13 protein-coding genes are annotated in these 15,627 nt (G+C 60.6%); 9 read left to right on the plus strand and 4 right to left on the minus strand.

Translation table 11 applies throughout. The features are described 5' to 3' along the window. The 3 genes from AC245Y_RS15745 (at position 1) to AC245Y_RS15755 (ending at position 3,103) form a co-directional block, all read left to right on the plus strand. A complete protein-coding gene (locus AC245Y_RS15745) occupies positions 1-1,152 on the plus strand; it encodes a M24 family metallopeptidase (protein WP_017994812.1) in 1,152 nt (383 codons plus the stop codon). A 91-nt stretch (positions 1,153-1,243) separates the two neighbouring features. Continuing rightward, the gene (locus tag AC245Y_RS15750) at positions 1,244-2,065 is read left to right on the plus strand and encodes a hypothetical protein (protein ID WP_017994813.1); all 822 of its coding nucleotides are present in this window, start codon (positions 1,244-1,246) and stop codon (positions 2,063-2,065) included. A gap of 105 nt (positions 2,066-2,170) precedes the next feature. Further along, positions 2,171-3,103: a ribose-phosphate pyrophosphokinase gene (locus tag AC245Y_RS15755; protein WP_011652946.1), complete on the plus strand. Its 933-nt coding sequence runs from the start codon at positions 2,171-2,173 to the stop codon at positions 3,101-3,103. A gap of 221 nt (positions 3,104-3,324) precedes the next feature. Here the strand turns inward: AC245Y_RS15755 and AC245Y_RS15760 are convergent, their stop codons facing one another. Together AC245Y_RS15760 and AC245Y_RS15765 are read right to left on the minus strand one after the other, a co-directional pair. Next, on the minus strand, positions 3,325-4,875 hold the full coding sequence (locus AC245Y_RS15760) for a hypothetical protein (RefSeq protein ID WP_026157438.1): 1,551 nt from the start codon (positions 4,873-4,875) through the stop codon (positions 3,325-3,327). 102 nt (positions 4,876-4,977) lie between these two features. Beyond that, positions 4,978-7,062: a putative bifunctional diguanylate cyclase/phosphodiesterase gene (locus tag AC245Y_RS15765; protein ID WP_012758444.1), complete on the minus strand. Its 2,085-nt coding sequence runs from the start codon at positions 7,060-7,062 to the stop codon at positions 4,978-4,980. A 296-nt stretch (positions 7,063-7,358) separates the two neighbouring features. On the opposite strand from AC245Y_RS15765, the gene AC245Y_RS15770 reads away from it, so the two are divergent. The 5 genes from AC245Y_RS15770 (at position 7,359) to AC245Y_RS15790 (ending at position 12,624) form a co-directional block, all read left to right on the plus strand. Further along, the gene (locus tag AC245Y_RS15770) at positions 7,359-7,967 is read left to right on the plus strand and encodes a 50S ribosomal protein L25/general stress protein Ctc (protein ID WP_012758445.1); all 609 of its coding nucleotides are present in this window, start codon (positions 7,359-7,361) and stop codon (positions 7,965-7,967) included. A 185-nt stretch (positions 7,968-8,152) separates the two neighbouring features. Continuing rightward, the gene (locus tag AC245Y_RS15775; protein ID WP_017994815.1) at positions 8,153-10,504 is read left to right on the plus strand and encodes an EAL domain-containing protein; all 2,352 of its coding nucleotides are present in this window, start codon (positions 8,153-8,155) and stop codon (positions 10,502-10,504) included. 25 nt (positions 10,505-10,529) lie between these two features. Further along, on the plus strand, positions 10,530-11,243 hold the full coding sequence (locus AC245Y_RS15780) for a substrate-binding periplasmic protein (RefSeq protein WP_012758447.1): 714 nt from the start codon (positions 10,530-10,532) through the stop codon (positions 11,241-11,243). A 191-nt stretch (positions 11,244-11,434) separates the two neighbouring features. After that, complete coding sequence (gene pth / locus AC245Y_RS15785) at positions 11,435-12,166, plus strand: aminoacyl-tRNA hydrolase (protein ID WP_017994816.1); 732 nt, start codon at positions 11,435-11,437, stop codon at positions 12,164-12,166. Next, complete coding sequence (locus AC245Y_RS15790; RefSeq protein ID WP_017994817.1) at positions 12,163-12,624, plus strand: GNAT family N-acetyltransferase; 462 nt, start codon at positions 12,163-12,165, stop codon at positions 12,622-12,624. Before pth ends, AC245Y_RS15790 begins: the two co-directional genes overlap by 4 nt. An 11-nt stretch (positions 12,625-12,635) precedes the next feature. Here the strand turns inward: AC245Y_RS15790 and clpS are convergent, their stop codons facing one another. Beyond that, on the minus strand, positions 12,636-12,947 hold the full coding sequence (gene clpS / locus AC245Y_RS15795) for an ATP-dependent Clp protease adapter ClpS (protein WP_017994818.1): 312 nt from the start codon (positions 12,945-12,947) through the stop codon (positions 12,636-12,638). Positions 12,948-13,289: 342 nt separating this feature from the next. Between clpS and ychF the strand changes: the two genes are divergently transcribed. Next, complete coding sequence (gene ychF / locus AC245Y_RS15800; RefSeq protein ID WP_017994819.1) at positions 13,290-14,393, plus strand: redox-regulated ATPase YchF; 1,104 nt, start codon at positions 13,290-13,292, stop codon at positions 14,391-14,393. Between the two features lie 72 nt (positions 14,394-14,465). On the opposite strand, the gene AC245Y_RS15805 is transcribed toward ychF, so the two are convergent. Continuing rightward, positions 14,466-15,578: a hypothetical protein gene (locus AC245Y_RS15805; RefSeq protein ID WP_017994820.1), complete on the minus strand. Its 1,113-nt coding sequence runs from the start codon at positions 15,576-15,578 to the stop codon at positions 14,466-14,468. Between the last annotated feature and the right edge of the window lie 49 nt (positions 15,579-15,627).

Consider the following 15,627-nt stretch of genomic DNA (forward strand, 5'->3'; position numbering starts at 1 on the left):
ATGGCACTGCATTTCGAAAAGGCCGAATTCGCAAGCCGGCTTGCGCGCCTCACCGAGAAGATGAAGGAAGAAAAGCTCGACGCCTTGCTGCTCTTCGCCCAGGAAAGCATGTACTGGCTGACCGGCTACGACACCTTCGGCTATTGCTTCTTCCAGACGCTGGTCGTCAAGAGCGACGGCACCATGGCGCTGATCACCCGCTCGGCTGATCTTCGCCAGGCCAGGCATACCTCGATCCTCGAGGACATCCATATCTGGGTCGACCGGGTCAATGCCGACCCGACGCTCGACCTGAAGAACCTGCTGGTTGAGATGGACCTGCTCGGCGCCCGCATCGGCATCGAATATGATACCCACGGCATGACCGGCCGCGTCGCCCGGCTGCTCGACGCGCAATTGACCACCTTCGGCCAGATCGTCGACGCCTCCTACCTCGTCAGCCGGCTGCGCCTGATCAAGAGCCCGACGGAGGTCGCCTATGTCGAGCGCGCCGCCGCTCTCGCCGACGATGCGCTCGATGCCGCGATCCGGTTGACAAAGCCCGGCGCCGACGAGGCGGATATCCTCGCTGCCATGCAGGGTGCGATCTTTTCCGGCGGCGGCGACTATCCCGCCAACGAGTTTATCATCGGCTCCGGCGCCGACGCGCTGCTCTGCCGCTACAAGGCCGGCCGCCGCAAGCTCGACGCCAACGACCAGTTGACGCTCGAATGGGCTGGCGCCTATGCGCATTACCATGCCGCCATGATGCGCACGATCGTCATCGGCGAGCCGACGCATCGCCACCGCGAGCTTTACAACGCCTGCCGCGAAACCATCGAGGCGATCGAAACCGTGCTGAAGCCCGGCCAGACCTTTGGCGATGTCTTCGACATGCATGCCAGGATCATCGACGAGCGCGGCCTGGCTCGCCACCGGCTGAATGCCTGCGGTTATTCGCTCGGCGCCCGCTTCTCGCCCTCCTGGATGGAGCATCAGATGTTCCATGTCGGCAATCCGCAGCCGATCGAGCCGAACATGTCGCTCTTCGTGCACATGATCATCGCCGACTCAGATACGGGCACGGCGATGACGCTCGGCCAGACCTATCTGACGACAGCGGATGCGCCGCGCGCGCTATCCCGCCATCCGCTCGATTTCATCGGGCTCTGACCGGTGAGAATCCGGAATTGACAGACGACCGTCCCCACCCGCATAAATTCGGGTGGGGCTGATTGCGATTGCGGGAAGGACGGACCAAGGGATGACGCGAGCTGCGATTGTGCCCACGCTCCTGTTCGTCATGGCTCTATTGACAGCCTGCAACACGACCGATGCGCTTACGCCGCAGGTCGATATCGGCAATTCCTCCGGGGACGCCCCGTCGAGCCCGGTGACGCAGAGCGAAGCCGAGAGTTTGGCAGGCACCCGCCAGCCGCGTTTCTCGGGAAGCTCGCAGCAGGGCGGCTACCATCCAGCCTATGATCAGTCGCAGCGGGCCTATCGGCCCGGCACCGGCACGGCGCCGACGACGATGCAGGAACAGGCAGACGCCCTGTCGAGAAGCGGCTCCTCACCGGCCGCCTCTGCCCCGATCGACGGACAATCGCTGCCCCCGTCGGCGGCCAGTGGTGAGCTTGCCGCACAGCCGGCTCCGCCGGCCGAGGCGCAACAGCCGCAGCAGACCGCCGCTCTCCCCCCCAATTCCTCCACCGCCCGCGGCAATACCGTACGCTTCCTGCCGATCATCGGCGCGCCGGTGCAGGCCGTGACACCACTCTCGCGCCAGCTCGGCGCCGAGGCGCGCTCGCATGGCCTTTCCATCAAGAGCTCGACCGATGGGAGCAGCGATTACATCCTCAAAGGCTATCTCTCCGCCTTCAGCGATGCCGGCAAGGTTACCGTGGTCTATGTCTGGGACGTTCTCGACAGCGGCGGCGCCCGCCTGCACCGCATCCAGGGCCAGGAAAGCGTGCCGACGGCCGCGGCCGATCCCTGGGCGGGTGTTCCAGCCTCGGTGATGCAGCAAATCGGCTCAAAAACCATCGCGGAATTCTCCTCCTGGCGGCAGACAAAGGGCGGTTAGTCACAAACTTTTTGCAAATATGGAAGCCTGTGGCGCCTTTGCCCTTGCATTCACGGGGAAGCTGACTAAAAAGCGCGGCTATCAGCGCGTAACAGGCGGACCAAAATGAAGGTTTTCGCAGGCAATTCGAACCGGCAACTCGCCGAAGCGATCTGCAACTATCTCAATGTTCCCTTGGGGAAAGCCAGTGTCCGGAGGTTTGCCGATCAGGAAATCTTCGTGGAAATCCAGGAAAATGTGCGCGGCGAGGACGTTTTCCTCGTACAGCCCACCGCCTTTCCTGCCAACGACCACCTGATGGAACTGCTGATCATGATCGACGCGATGCGTCGTTCATCGGCCCGCCGCATCACCGCCGTCCTACCCTATTTCGGCTATGCCCGTCAGGACCGTCGTGCTTCAGGCCGCACACCGATCTCCGCCAAGCTGGTTGCAAACCTCATTACCGAAGCCGGCGCCGACCGTGTCATGACGCTCGATCTCCATGCCGGGCAGATCCAGGGCTTCTTCGATATCCCGACCGACAATCTCTTCGCCATGCCCGTGCTGACGCGCGACATCAAGAGCCATTATGACCTCAGCAACGTCGTGGTCGTCTCGCCTGACGTCGGTGGTGTGGTTCGCGCCCGCGCGCTGGCCAAGCGGCTGGACTGTCTTCTGGCCATCGTCGACAAGCGTCGCGAGCGGCCGGGTGAATCCGAAGTCATGAACATCATCGGTGACATCACCGGCAAAGATTGTCTGCTGATCGACGACATTGTCGATTCCGGCGGCACGCTCTGCAACGCGGCCGACGCGATGTTGGCCAAGGGCGCATCCAGTGTCACCGCCTATATCACCCACGGCGTTCTCTCGGGCGGCGCAGTCACCCGCGTCACTTCCTCGAAGCTTCGCGAACTCGTCATCACGGATTCGATCCAGCCGACCACGGCGGTTCTCTCGGCGCACAATATCCGCATCGTGACCACGGCCCCTCTGATCGGCGAAGCCATCAGCCGAACGGCTCAGGAAGAGTCCGTCTCTAGCCTGTTCGATTAAAAAGAGCCGGCATTCGACCGGCTCTTTCAATTTCTGCATCAGATGGACCAAGCTATTACCGGGCATTTCTCCAAGCCGCATGAATTGCTGGCCCGTTGATTGTCGCCGAGCCGCGTTCGGTGACAACGAAAGCCCAGAATAAACCGCCGTTGCGATCGTTGGGCACAAAAAAGCCGGCACAAGGCCGGCTTCCTTTCATTTCTGATCCCAATTGATAAGGCTCAAGGCTGCTGCGGCGGCGCAGGTACCGTGTCCTGACCCTGATCCGGTTCCTGCTCCTGGTCTGGCTCCAGCCCCTGATCTTGATTTTGATCCGGACCATCCGGCCCCTTGACCACCTGGCCGTTGACGGCGATCGCGCCGTCGCGGCCGACGCTGATGTCCCAGCGCGAACGACCATCTGCATCGGTCTTCGCGAAACCCTTCACCATCATGATGCCGAAGGAGACCTGGTTGAGATCGGGATCCGTCTTGGCAAGCTCCTGAACCGCGGCAATCGTCTTGTCGAGATCACGGGCAAGGATCGTCGCCTCCATGGAATAGTCCTTTTCGGTGTCGACCCGCCCCTCGATCTTGCCGGTCATATCGAGGTCGTAGACGTCGGATTTGGCGCTGACCTTCGGAAACTCGACGGCGAGCCGGCCGTCGCGGAAGAGCTTCTTGCTCATCTCCTCGCCGCTCGTCTCCGGCGCCTTGTCATTGAAATCCATCGCCATGAGGGCTTCGCCGAAGGTGGCGAAATCCAGATTCGGCATGGCGAGTTGCAGCTCGAAGCTGGTCGGCATGAAAGGCGAATAGCTTGGCGGCATCAGCGGGCTGTCGAGGCTGATGTCCTGCGCATTGATGCCGAAGCCGAAACGCATGGCGTCGCTCGGCCCATCGATGGCCAGGTTGTAACCGAACGCCTTGACGCCGCCATTGCCCATCTGGCTGCTGATGGTCAGATTATTGACCCCGATCGTCTCGCTGAACGAGGCAAGAATCGGGAAGGCTTCCTTCAGCATTCCCTTAATCTTGCCGCTATTCTCCGGGCCTAGTTCCTTCTCCTCGAGATGGTCGAGAACGAAAAGGACGATCTCGCGGATTTGTTTGGCCGGCAGGCCGTTCACCTTCGCATCGAAATCGATCGAATCGGCACGGATTTCGACAGGCGGCATTTGCAGGCCGGAAACCTGCTCGACGAAAGTCGACATCGAGCCGCTGCCCGCAAAATCGATACGCCCGTTGCCGCCTGCGCTGTCCGTCGAACTCAGCTTTTGGTCGATCGCGGCGATGCTGGCATGGACTTCCTCGGTGTCGGACTTGCTGGTGACCTTGATGTCCTTGCCGGTGAAGGTGCCGGAGCGCAGATAGCTGATCGCCGGGTCGAAGACGCCGGTATAGACAAGCGAAGCGATGGAGTAGGAAAAATCCGTCGGCTTCTGGTCGGGGCCATTGAAATGGCCGGAAACGTTGAGGTTGTTGTCACCCTCGATGTTCCAGAGCCCGCTATCGAGCGGCGTGGCGAACATCGAGAACGGCGTCAGCCCGTTGATCGCGAATGTCGCCGGATCGGCTTTGGCAAGCAGCTTCGCCAGATCGTAAATGATCTCGTATCGCGCCCCCGCCGGATTGACGGTGATCAGGCCGCTCTTGGCCAGATCCTCGGGAAGCAGCTTCGTCAGCGTGTCCTTGACCGCATTGGCGCCATCCTGATTGATCTCGACACCCTGGGCCGTGGTGACAAGGCAAAGTGCCAGCAAGCTCGTTGCCGTGACAAGTTTGAGACGCATAGTCAGATTTCTCCTCAGCCGCTTTTTTGAATGCGGGCCATCCAAAGATGCGAAGCGCGCCGATGTCAACCTCAGCTGCGGCAGAGAATGGCAATTTGCCGCTCACGCGGCCGCGGATTTTTTCACGGCCGGCGCAAGAACCGTTTCCTGCTGTGCGGCCGGCACCTCGCCGTTGACGATCGCCTCGATGCCCGAGCGCGGTCCCGGCTTACCGAAGAGGAAGCCCTGCACCTGCAGGCAGCCTTCCCGTCGCAGGAAGTCGATATGGTCTTCGTTTTCGACGCCTTCAGCAAGCACCGGTATGTCGAGGCTTGCTGCAAGAATAAGCGTCGAACGCACGATTGCCGCAGACTGCTTGTTGGTGACGACGCCGTCGACGAAGGCGCGGTCGATCTTGATCTTGTCGAACGGGAAGCTCTGCAGTGTCGACAGTGACGAATAACCGGTGCCGTAATCGTCCATCGCCACCTTGACGCCGAGCGCCTTCAGCCGGCGGATGGCCTGAAGCGCATGTTGATGATCGGCGATGATGCCGGATTCGGTGATCTCGATCTCGAGTCGCGCCGCCGGCAGGCCGGTCTCAAGCAGGATCTGATGCACGATCTGCGGTAGGCGGTTGTCGCCGAGCTGCTGCGGCGCGACGTTGACGGCGATGCGTAACGGGTTCTTCCATGTCGCCGCTTCCGCGCAAGCGGCCCGCAGCACCCATTCACCAAGCTCAATGATAAAGCCGGTCTTCTCCGCGATCGGAATGAATTCGACGGGTGAGATGTAGCCGCGCACAGGATGTCTCCAGCGCAGGAGCACTTCCAGGCCAACGATGTCGCGCGTCACCGTGTCATTCTGCTGCTGGTAGAACAGCTCGAATTCGCCGCGCGCCAATCCCTCCCGCATCTCGCTCGCCAACGCGTTGCGTTCGCGCGCTGCCTGATCCATCGAGGGCTCGTAGAAGCATATGCTGTTGGTCGCTGTCGATTTTGCCCGATACATGGCGATATCGGCCTGTGACAGCAGGTCGTCCAAAGTGTCCGCCTGTCCGGGATAGGTGGAGATACCGATACTGGAGCCGACGGTCAGCGCATGGCCGTTCCATTCGATCGGCCGGGCGATCTCGTCGAGCATGCGTTGTGCCAGTCCCTTGGCGTCCGAACGGACGAAATAATCGCACATGACGGCGACGAACTCGTCGCCGCCGACCCGCGCCACGAACTGGCCGTTCAGCATGATCTTGGACAGCCGTTCGGCGACGGCGCGCAGCACGGCATCGCCGGCGGCGTGGCCGTGAACGTCGTTGATTTCCTTGAAACGGTCGAGGTCGAAGGAGAGCACGGCAATATTGGCCGTCATGTCCTTCGGCTTGTTGACCAGCGCCGACAGATGCTCGTTGAAGGCGGCGCGATTGGCAAGATTGGTCAGCGGGTCATGCAGCGACAGATGGCGATAACGCTCGACGGCTGCCTGCGTCGACTGCATGTCGATAATATAGGTGGAGGCGCCCAGCACCAGGATGATGATCATGACGGCGCTGACGAGACCGGTCATGATGCCGTCCGAGATGATCTCGGTGGGTGCCGCAACAGTGGCATCCGGCAGGATCGTCAGCCCCGCCATGCCGGTGAAATGCGTGAGCACGATCGCAAGGATCAGCGAAAGGGCAGCCCCGTGGCGGCAGAAACGCGTGATCGGCCGACAGACGCGATTGGTGGCGACTGCGCCGAACAAGCCGGCGAAGACCAGCGAGGCGACGACATAAGAGGTCTGCCATTCGAGACGACCCTCGATCTCGTAACCGGCGATCCCGACATAGTGCATTACCGCGATGCCGAGGCCGACGATAACGCCGCCTGCCTCGATAAGCGGGCTCTTCTGCGCGATTGACGCGATGGTAAAGCCGGTCATCGTCGTCGCGACGGCGGCAAACAGCGACAGCAGCGTCAACGTCGGCTCATAGCCGTTCGCCACCGGCGTCTGGTAACCGAGCATGGCGATGAAATGCGTCGTCCAGATGGTCGAGCCGCCAACAAAACCAGAGAGAAACAACCAGTTGGTTTTCTGCAACCCCTGCGATCGGCGCACCCGGGTGAAGAGGCGCATCGACAGCATCGATCCGAGCACACAAATAACGGTGGCGAAGATCAGATGCGGAAGGCTGTGTTCGACGGTGATGCAGGAAAGGACACGCAACATGAGAGGCAACCGGCAAATTGAGACGGCCCTGCTTATATTGGCCGGCAAACGCAGGATCTATTAATCGCCGCCGATTTCGTTTTCGATGGTTAAACCTTGGCGAAAGCGTGTATATGGGCGAAAAACAACCCAAATCCGCAACTTGCGTTTCCGATCGACTTATAATATAGGCCACCGGTCCGTGTAGACACCCTTGGAGGCAACGCGGATGAGGTCGGGTCATACCGCCTCCGGTTCGTCGGAACAAGGCTTTTGCCCGCCGCCGAACTCTCCAAATAACCTCGAAAGGAATAGCCATGAGCCAGGAAACTTACGAGCTCAAGGCCGAGGCGCGCGAACGGGTTGGTAAGGGGTCCGCCCGTGAACTTCGCCGCAACGGTTTGATTCCCGCTGTCATCTATGGTGACAAGCAGGCCCCCATTGCCATCGCTCTCAACACCAATGAGGTGACGAAGCGCATTCACGCCGGTGGTTTCATGACCACCGTGGCGACGATCGACGTCGACGGCAAGAAGCACAAGGTTCTGCCGAAGGACTACCAGCTCGATCCGGTCCGTGACTTCACCATGCATGTCGATTTCCTGCGCGTCTCCGGCAACACCCAGGTGACCGTCGAAATCCCCGTGCACTTCATCAACGAAGAGAAGTCCCCGGGCCTCAAGGTCGGCGGTGTTCTGAACATCGTTCGCCATGAAGTCGAAGTTCATTGCCCGGCCGATGCAATCCCTGAGTTCTTCAACATCGACCTCAGCGGCAAGAAGATCGGTGACAGCATCCATATCGCGGAAGTCACCCTGCCGAAGGGTGTCACTCCTGTGATCGACCGCGACTTCACGATCGCGACCATCATTGCCCCGGCTGGCGGCATTGACGAGAGTGCTGCGGAAGGTGGAGCCGAAGCCTGATCGCGTCGACCAATTTGTAAAGCATATGGCCCGCTTTCCCCTGGAAAGCGGGCTTTTCATTGTCCGGAAACGCCCCGTTTCAGCAACATTTAACAAATTCGTGAAAGCATGTTTCGTCAGCTGCGAAGAAGCCCGCCTCAACGCGCGACAGCAAATATGGCCGGCCTGGGGGAGTAGACGGAACCATGAACAATTCCGTTGAGAACAGATTTTTTGCGATAGTTTGCGGAGCGCTGCTCGTCTTTGTCGCTCCCCTCTTTGTTCTCTTCCTATTTCTTTCCTCGGAACGGGCCGACAAGGAAATACGCGACCATATCTCCGTTCTTCTTGTCGCCAATGCCCAGGCGCTGGCCAAACCGCTGTGGGATCTCGATGAGGAGAGCGTCACCCAGATCAGCGCGACGGTCGTTTCCCAGGGCGCCATCGTCAAGGTCGAAGTGCGTGACCAGTCAGGCCAACTCGACGTCAGCCAGTCCACCATTCCGCGCTCCTTCGACGGCAAGCTCGTGCAGGTGTCGCGCGCCATCATCTACAACACCGTCGACGGTCCGAAGAACCTCGGCAGCATCAGCGTCTATTATCCTGCGCTCGGCCTGTTTTCCGGCCTGAAGCAGGAAGAGGTTGTCTTCATCTCGATCTTCATCTTCGCGGTGCTGACCGTTTTCGGCACGGCGCTGATCGGCAACCGCTTCTTCGTCATCCAGCCGTTGATGCGGCTGACGGCGGCGATCGAGGCCACCCGCCAGCTGGGCTCCCGCCACCATGTCGACTGGCAGTCGAACGACGAGATGGGGCGGCTTGCCCATAGCTTCAACGAGATGCAGACCAAGCTCGAAAGCGAGGAAAAGGAGCTGAAGCTTGCCCACCGCCGCGCCACCGACATCTACAATCTGACGCCCGCCATGCTCTTCTCGCTCGACGAGGAAGACCGCATCACCGCCGTCAGCGATTATTGGCTGCTTGCCACGGGTTACAACCGCGCCGCCATCATCGGCCGCAACTTCGCCGATCTCGTCACTCCCCCGACCCGCGACAAATTCGTCAAGCGCCGCCAGGGCGAAAGCGGCATGACCGTCACCGTCAAGTTCATCTGCCTGGATGGCCGCACCATGGACGTCCTTATTATGGAATCGGAGGCGGGCGCTGGCGCTCAAGACCGCCTCTCGCTATCGGTCATGGCCGATGTGACCGAACTCAAGGCCTCCGAGGACCGCAACCACCGCCAGGCAATCACCGATCACCTGACCGGTCTTCTCAATCGCCAGGGCTTCGAAGCCGTACTCGACAACAAGATCGCCGCCGCCGACGCTGCCGGCCACGAACTCGCCTGCCTCTTCGTCGATCTCGACCGCTTCAAGTGGATCAACGACAATATGGGCCACGCCGCCGGCGACATGGCGCTGATCGAGCTCGTCGAGCGCCTGAAGACCCATCTTGCCCCCTCCGACGAGGCCGCCCGTCTCGGCGGCGACGAATTTGCCATCCTGCTGCCGGCGAAGGACGCCGAAAAACGCGCCAAGGTGATGTGCGAGCAGATTGCCTCGATCTTCGAAACGCCGTTCGCCCCCGACATGCATCTGAGCGCTTCCGTCGGCATCGCCATCTATCCGCATCATGCCGCAACCGCGGCCGAACTGCTCCAGAAATCCGACATGGCGATGTATGCCAAGAAACGCGACGGCAAGAACGGCGCGCAGCTCTTCGACAATGCCATGCTCGACCGTGCCCGCAGCCGCGCCGAAATCGAGGCCAATATCGAAGCCGGCCTCGTCGACAACTGGTTCGAAGCCTTTCTGCAGCCGATCGTTACCCTGAACGGCCGAGGCATTGCCGGTTTCGAGGCGCTGATGCGCCTCAACCATCCGCAGAAGGGCTTGATGCCGCCGGCCGAGATCATCAGCGTCGCCGAGGAAACGGCAAAGATCGTCCGCGTCGGCAACGTCATCATGGAAAAGGCGATCGCCAACCTCGCGGAGATTTCCCGCATATCAGGCATGCAGGATACCTATCTCGCCATCAACTTCTCGCCGTTGCAGTTCGAGCCGGCGCTGCCGGCCCGTCTTGCCGCCATCGTCGGTCGCCACGGCATCCGCCCCGAGCGCATCGTCGTCGAGATCACCGAAGCCGTGCTGATGCACGACAACCCGCAGATCCGCATGATCGTCACGGAGCTTCGTCGCTTCGGTTGCCGCATCGCGCTTGACGATTTCGGCACCGGCTATTCGTCGCTGAGCTACCTCAACCGCTTCCCCGTCGACATCATCAAGATCGACCAGTCCTTCACCCGCGCGATCAACGACGGCGACGACGACGTGCGCCAGAAGAGCCGCATGCTGATCGAAGGCATCACCACGCTTTCCCACAAGATGAACTGCACCGTCATTGCCGAGGGCATCGAGACCGAAGAGGAATGCCGCACGCTCCACCAGATGGGGCTTGACTATGGTCAGGGCTATCTCTTCCATCATCCACAGCACGCAGCCACGCTGATCGAGCAACTGATGGCCTTGCAGTCGGCCGTCGCACGCGCCTCGTAAACGAAGAACCAAGGAGATAATACGGATGAAAAAGCTCCTGCTTCTCGCATGCCTGGCGCTGCCCTGCACCGCCCATGCGCAAACGGTGACGTTCACGACCGAGGACTATGCCCCTTTCAACTATCGCGAAGGCAAGGAGATCAAAGGCGCGACCGTCGAGCAAGTCGAAAAGGTGATGGCCGCGATCGGCGTCGATTACACGATCGAGATCATGCCCTGGGCGCGCGCTTTTAGCCTTGCCCGCACGGCGCCGATGACCTGTGTCTTCGCGACCGCCCACAATGGCGCACGCGACCCGTTGTTCAAATGGGTCGAGCCGCTGCTCATCGACCGCAACATCCTGATCACCCGCAAGGGCTCGGGCGTCACCGCCGACAATCTGGACAAGGCGAAGAAATATACGGTCGGCACGCAGCGCGAGGATTACACCGAGACGATCCTGAAAGAGAAAGGCTTCACCAAGCTCGATGTCGCCAGCGACTTCAACGCGACGCTGCGCAAACTGCTTGGCGGGCGCATCGACATGATGCCGATCTCCGAACTCTATTTCGAGAAGCTGCGGGTCGACCAGCCGGTGGAGATAGTGACCGTGCTCTCCTCCCAGCCGATGGGCATCGCCTGCGAGAAGAACTTTCCAGACGATCTGCTCACCAGGATGCAGGCTGCCCTCGACAAGCTGATCGCCGATGGCGACCAGAAGCAGATCTTCCTGAAATACGGCATGAACCTGTCGGAATGACCCTGGCGACAACTGCCCTTTCCGCTTGACTTTGCTTTCATTTCGCGGTGGTGAACGGCGGTAAGTTCTAAAGCGCGTCGGGATCTTTCAGATTCGCTTATCGCGCCTTAGGTCTTTGTTTTTACGCATGTCGTTGTCGCAAAACCGCTGCACACTTTTGCACGACATGCTTTAGCGAGGAAAGACAGGCCATGCTGATCATCGCGGGTCTCGGCAATCCCGGCGGCAAATACGCCGGCAACCGCCACAATATCGGCTTCATGGCCGTCGACGCCATCCATCGGCGCCACGGCTTCTCGCCCTGGTCGAAGAAGTTCCGGGCCGAGATCGCCGAGGGCGAGGTCGCCGACGAGAAGGTGCTGCTGATCAAGCCGCAAACCTTCATGAACCTCTCCGGTGAGTCCGTCGGCGAGGCGATGCGCTTCTATAAGCTCCAGCCCGCCGATCTCGTCGCCATCTACGACGAGCTCGACCTTCCCCAGGGCAAGGCGCGGCTGAAGACCGGCGGCGGCCATAACGGCCACAATGGCATCAAGTCACTCGATACGCATTGCGGCAGGGAATACCGGCGGCTGCGCCTCGGCATCGGCCATCCCGGCATCAAGGAAATGGTGCAGAACCATGTGCTCGGCGATTTCGCCAAGGCCGACAAGGCCTGGCTGGAGCCGCTTCTCGACACGCTCGCCGACAATGCCGACATGCTGGTGCGAAACGAGGATTCGCAGCTGATGAACAAGATCGCGCTGGCGCTCGGCGGCAAGGCCGAGGAGGACAAACCGGCGAAGGAAAAGAAGGATGCCGAGAAGAAGCCAGGCGGCCAGTCGCATATCCATCAGGCCCGCAACCACAATCAGCCGAAGCTGCCGGCCTCCGGTCCGATGGCCGACATGTTGAAGAAGATGTTCGGCAAAAAGGGGGAATGAGACCGGTGCCGCACCAGGATTTCGCCATCCGTCCCGCCGCCGCCGGCGACCTTCCCGGACTGACCATCCTCTACCAGCACTTGAACCAGACCGATCCGGTTCTCGACAGGGCCCTGGCTGAGGAGCGCTTCTCCACCATCCTCGCCCAGCCCGGCATGACCGTTTTCATCGGCTTTGCCGGCGACCTCGCCGTTGCAACCGCCACCCTGATCGTCGTGCCGAACATGACGCGCAACGGCGCCTCCTATGCGCTGATTGAAAACGTCGTCACCCACGCCGATCACCGCCAGCGCGGTTATGCCGGCGCCGTCATCGGCCATGCAGTGACGCAGGCTTGGAAGGCCGGCTGCTACAAGGTGATGCTGCTCACCGGCTCGAAGAGCCCGGCGACGCTGCGCTTCTACGAGAATTGCGGCTTCGTTCAGGACAAGACCGGCTATCAGATCCGCCGGCCCTGAACCCGAAATGCCTATTCCTCCGGCTCCGTGGTGAACATCAGCGGATAGCCCATGCCCTTGGCAAGGTCGATGCCCTCCTTGGCCTTGGTCTCCGCGATGTCCTTGGCGCAGACCACGACCACGCATGAACCGAGCTTGTGCGCCGTCATCATCACCCGGTAGCCGGTCTCCTCGCTCATGCGGAAGACGGCCTTCAGGATCATGATCACCAATTCGCGCGGCGTATAATCGTCATTGACGAGAATGACCTTGTAGAGCTTCGGCTTGTCCAGCTTGAGCTTCACTTTGGCCTTCGGTTTCAGGGCGATGTCATTGTCACTCATCGGAAAAACCCACCCGTTGATGACATGGGGTTAGTAATCTTCAAAACCAGCTAATCATTGTCGATGACGAATTTTCGACGGTCGGCTGGCGCGGCTCCCGGCCTCAAACAGGCAGGGGCTGGTCGCCGGCTTCGATACTGAAAAGGTCAACTGCGTCTATACGAGCAGCGACCGGGATTCTGATGAAATCAGCAATACGTCAAAATCTCCATCGCTTTCAAGAATAGGCCAGCACCGATCCATCGGCAAGTGAGCGACGCTAAAAGCTCTCTAAGACTTGACCATATTGCTCCTTTATCCCATAGGCACCAGCAAGGAATTCAAGAACAGCAGGTTTTAGCCATGGGCTTCAAATGCGGTATCGTCGGGCTGCCGAATGTCGGCAAATCGACACTCTTCAACGCGCTCACCAAGACGGCGGCGGCACAGGCGGCGAATTATCCCTTCTGCACCATCGAGCCGAACACCGGCGAAGTCGCCGTTCCCGATCCGCGCATGCGCAAGCTTGCCGACATCGCCAAGTCCAAGGAACTGATCCCGACCCGCATCTCCTTCGTCGACATTGCCGGCCTGGTGCGCGGCGCCTCGAAGGGTGAAGGCCTCGGCAACCAGTTCCTCGCCAATATCCGCGAAGTCGACGCCATCGTCCATGTGCTACGCTGCTTCGAAGACAGCGACATCACGCATGTCGAGGGCCGCATCAACCCGGTCGCCGATGCCGAGACGATCGAGACCGAGCTGATGCTTGCCGACCTCGAAAGCCTGGAGCGCCGCACCGAGCAGACGCGCAAGCGCGCCACCGGCAAAGACAAGGAATCGGTGGCGATGCTGCCGATCATGGATGCCTCGCTGAAGCTGCTCAACGAAGGCAAGCCGGTTCGTACGCTGCTGTCGACGCTCGATGCGGAAGAAATCGTCATCCTCAAGAGCCTCAATCTTCTGACCTCGCATCCGGTGCTCTACGTCTGCAACGTCGCCGAAGCCGATGCCTCGACCGGCAACGAATTCACCGAGGCTGTTGCCGTCATGGCGAAGGAACAGGGTGCCGAAACCGTCGTCATCTCGGCGGCGATCGAATCGGAGGTTGCCCAGCTTCCCGAAGAGGAAGCCAAGGAATTCCTCTCCGCCCTCGACCTTGACGAGGCCGGCCTCGACCGGCTGATCCGTGCCGGCTACAAGCTGCTCCACCTCATCACCTATTTCACTGTCGGCCCGAAGGAAACGCGCGCCTGGACGATCGAGCGCGGCACCAAGGCGCCACAGGCCGCCGGCGTCATCCATTCGGATTTCGAGCGTGGCTTCATCCGCGCAAACACCATCGCCTATGACGACTACATCAAATACAATGGCGAAGTCGGCGCCAAGGATGCCGGCAAGGCGCGCGACGAAGGCAAGGAATACGTCGTCCAAGACGGCGACGTCATCCATTTCCGCTTCAACACCTGATCGTAGACCGCTGCTGTCTCGACCAATGCATCTCGCCCAAACTGCACGGCGGTTTGGGCGAAATCATAAGGTCTACGATACCGCCCCCGCGACGGCAGGCGGCAATCTCTGCGAGATTACCAGCGGCAGCGCCCGCAGCACGATACGGCGCAGCGGCATCCAGCCTGTTCCGATGATGAGCACGATCGCTCCAACGACGATCAGCGTCGTGAAGATATAGGTATCAACAGTCGCGCTCCCTTGGCGGAAAATGCCGTAGATCGCAAAACCGAGCGACAGCAGGCCTGACGTGACGAAGGCGCGCCGGTCGATGACAAGGCCGATCAGCATCAACACCGCCACGCTGATGACAATGATGGGCGTCTTGATCGACACGGCCTGGGCAACATCCAGCAAATTGCCGTCGAACGACATCAGCAGCCTTACGCTGAAGAGCAGTGCCGGTGCCGCACCCAGATGAAGCCAGAAGGCGATATCGGAGCGTATCGTCCGGCGCAACCGGTCGCCGAGGTCGAAATAGAGCGCCGTTGCAAACAGCCCGAGCGCGCAAACGAGGAAGACCACCGCGAACAGGAGGGGATGGTTGGAGAAGAATTGCGGATCGCCGCTCGCCCATTGCATGAGGCGCAATAGCAAGGTGAACACCAGTGCAAGGGCCGAGGTGATGCAGAGCGCCAGCGACAGCGGCACGCGGTACCGGGCATAATAGAGGCCGAGAACGATCGGGAAGCCGGCGACGAACTGCGTCGCCTCCGCCCCGATATCATTGAAGGCTGATATTCCCGGTTTGAAGAAGAAGGACATCAGCAGGAATGTCCAACAGAACAGCGCGATCGTCAGGCTGACGGCCGGCAGGGCAAGCCGCTGGCGGCGCACCAGGATTTCCGAAAGCACGATGATCGCAGGCAGCACGGCATAAAGTGCGGCAAGCCCCCAGAGGCCGCCGAGCGCCACCACGACGCCGATGGTGATCAGCACGTCGTGGAAGCCGCGCACGAAGCTTGGCGTCTCTGTATCCGACCAGGCCTGCCCCTCCGCCGCCATTGCCGGCTGTGCCTCAGCGACGCCGCCCCCGACGACGGCGACCCCGCGCTCCATCAGGAACGGCAAAAGCCGCCCGCCCGCCTCCGGCGAAATCAGCTCCTGGCGCACGGCCTCGTCGAGTATCGACCTTAGTTCAGTCATGCCGGTTTATCTCCCCGGAATCATTGAGCCCGCGCGGATGCTATTGTAA

The sequence above is a fragment of the Rhizobium sp. SRDI943 genome, assembly GCF_057653695.1.

What these genes read in the sequence shown, in the direction of transcription:
- AC245Y_RS15745 (WP_017994812.1), top strand. Translation starts at nt 1, where the DNA reads ATGGCACTGCATTTCGAAAAGGCCGAATTCGCAAGCCGGCTTGCGCGC.
- AC245Y_RS15750 (WP_017994813.1), top strand. Translation starts at nt 1,244, where the DNA reads ATGACGCGAGCTGCGATTGTGCCCACGCTCCTGTTCGTCATGGCTCTA.
- AC245Y_RS15755 (WP_011652946.1), top strand. Translation starts at nt 2,171, where the DNA reads ATGAAGGTTTTCGCAGGCAATTCGAACCGGCAACTCGCCGAAGCGATC.
- AC245Y_RS15760 (WP_026157438.1), bottom strand. Translation starts at nt 4,875, where the DNA reads ATGCGTCTCAAACTTGTCACGGCAACGAGCTTGCTGGCACTTTGCCTT.
- AC245Y_RS15765 (WP_012758444.1), bottom strand. Translation starts at nt 7,062, where the DNA reads ATGTTGCGTGTCCTTTCCTGCATCACCGTCGAACACAGCCTTCCGCAT.
- AC245Y_RS15770 (WP_012758445.1), top strand. Translation starts at nt 7,359, where the DNA reads ATGAGCCAGGAAACTTACGAGCTCAAGGCCGAGGCGCGCGAACGGGTT.
- AC245Y_RS15775 (WP_017994815.1), top strand. Translation starts at nt 8,153, where the DNA reads ATGAACAATTCCGTTGAGAACAGATTTTTTGCGATAGTTTGCGGAGCG.
- AC245Y_RS15780 (WP_012758447.1), top strand. Translation starts at nt 10,530, where the DNA reads ATGAAAAAGCTCCTGCTTCTCGCATGCCTGGCGCTGCCCTGCACCGCC.
- pth (WP_017994816.1), top strand. Translation starts at nt 11,435, where the DNA reads ATGCTGATCATCGCGGGTCTCGGCAATCCCGGCGGCAAATACGCCGGC.
- AC245Y_RS15790 (WP_017994817.1), top strand. Translation starts at nt 12,163, where the DNA reads ATGAGACCGGTGCCGCACCAGGATTTCGCCATCCGTCCCGCCGCCGCC.
- clpS (WP_017994818.1), bottom strand. Translation starts at nt 12,947, where the DNA reads ATGAGTGACAATGACATCGCCCTGAAACCGAAGGCCAAAGTGAAGCTC.
- ychF (WP_017994819.1), top strand. Translation starts at nt 13,290, where the DNA reads ATGGGCTTCAAATGCGGTATCGTCGGGCTGCCGAATGTCGGCAAATCG.
- AC245Y_RS15805 (WP_017994820.1), bottom strand. Translation starts at nt 15,578, where the DNA reads ATGACTGAACTAAGGTCGATACTCGACGAGGCCGTGCGCCAGGAGCTG.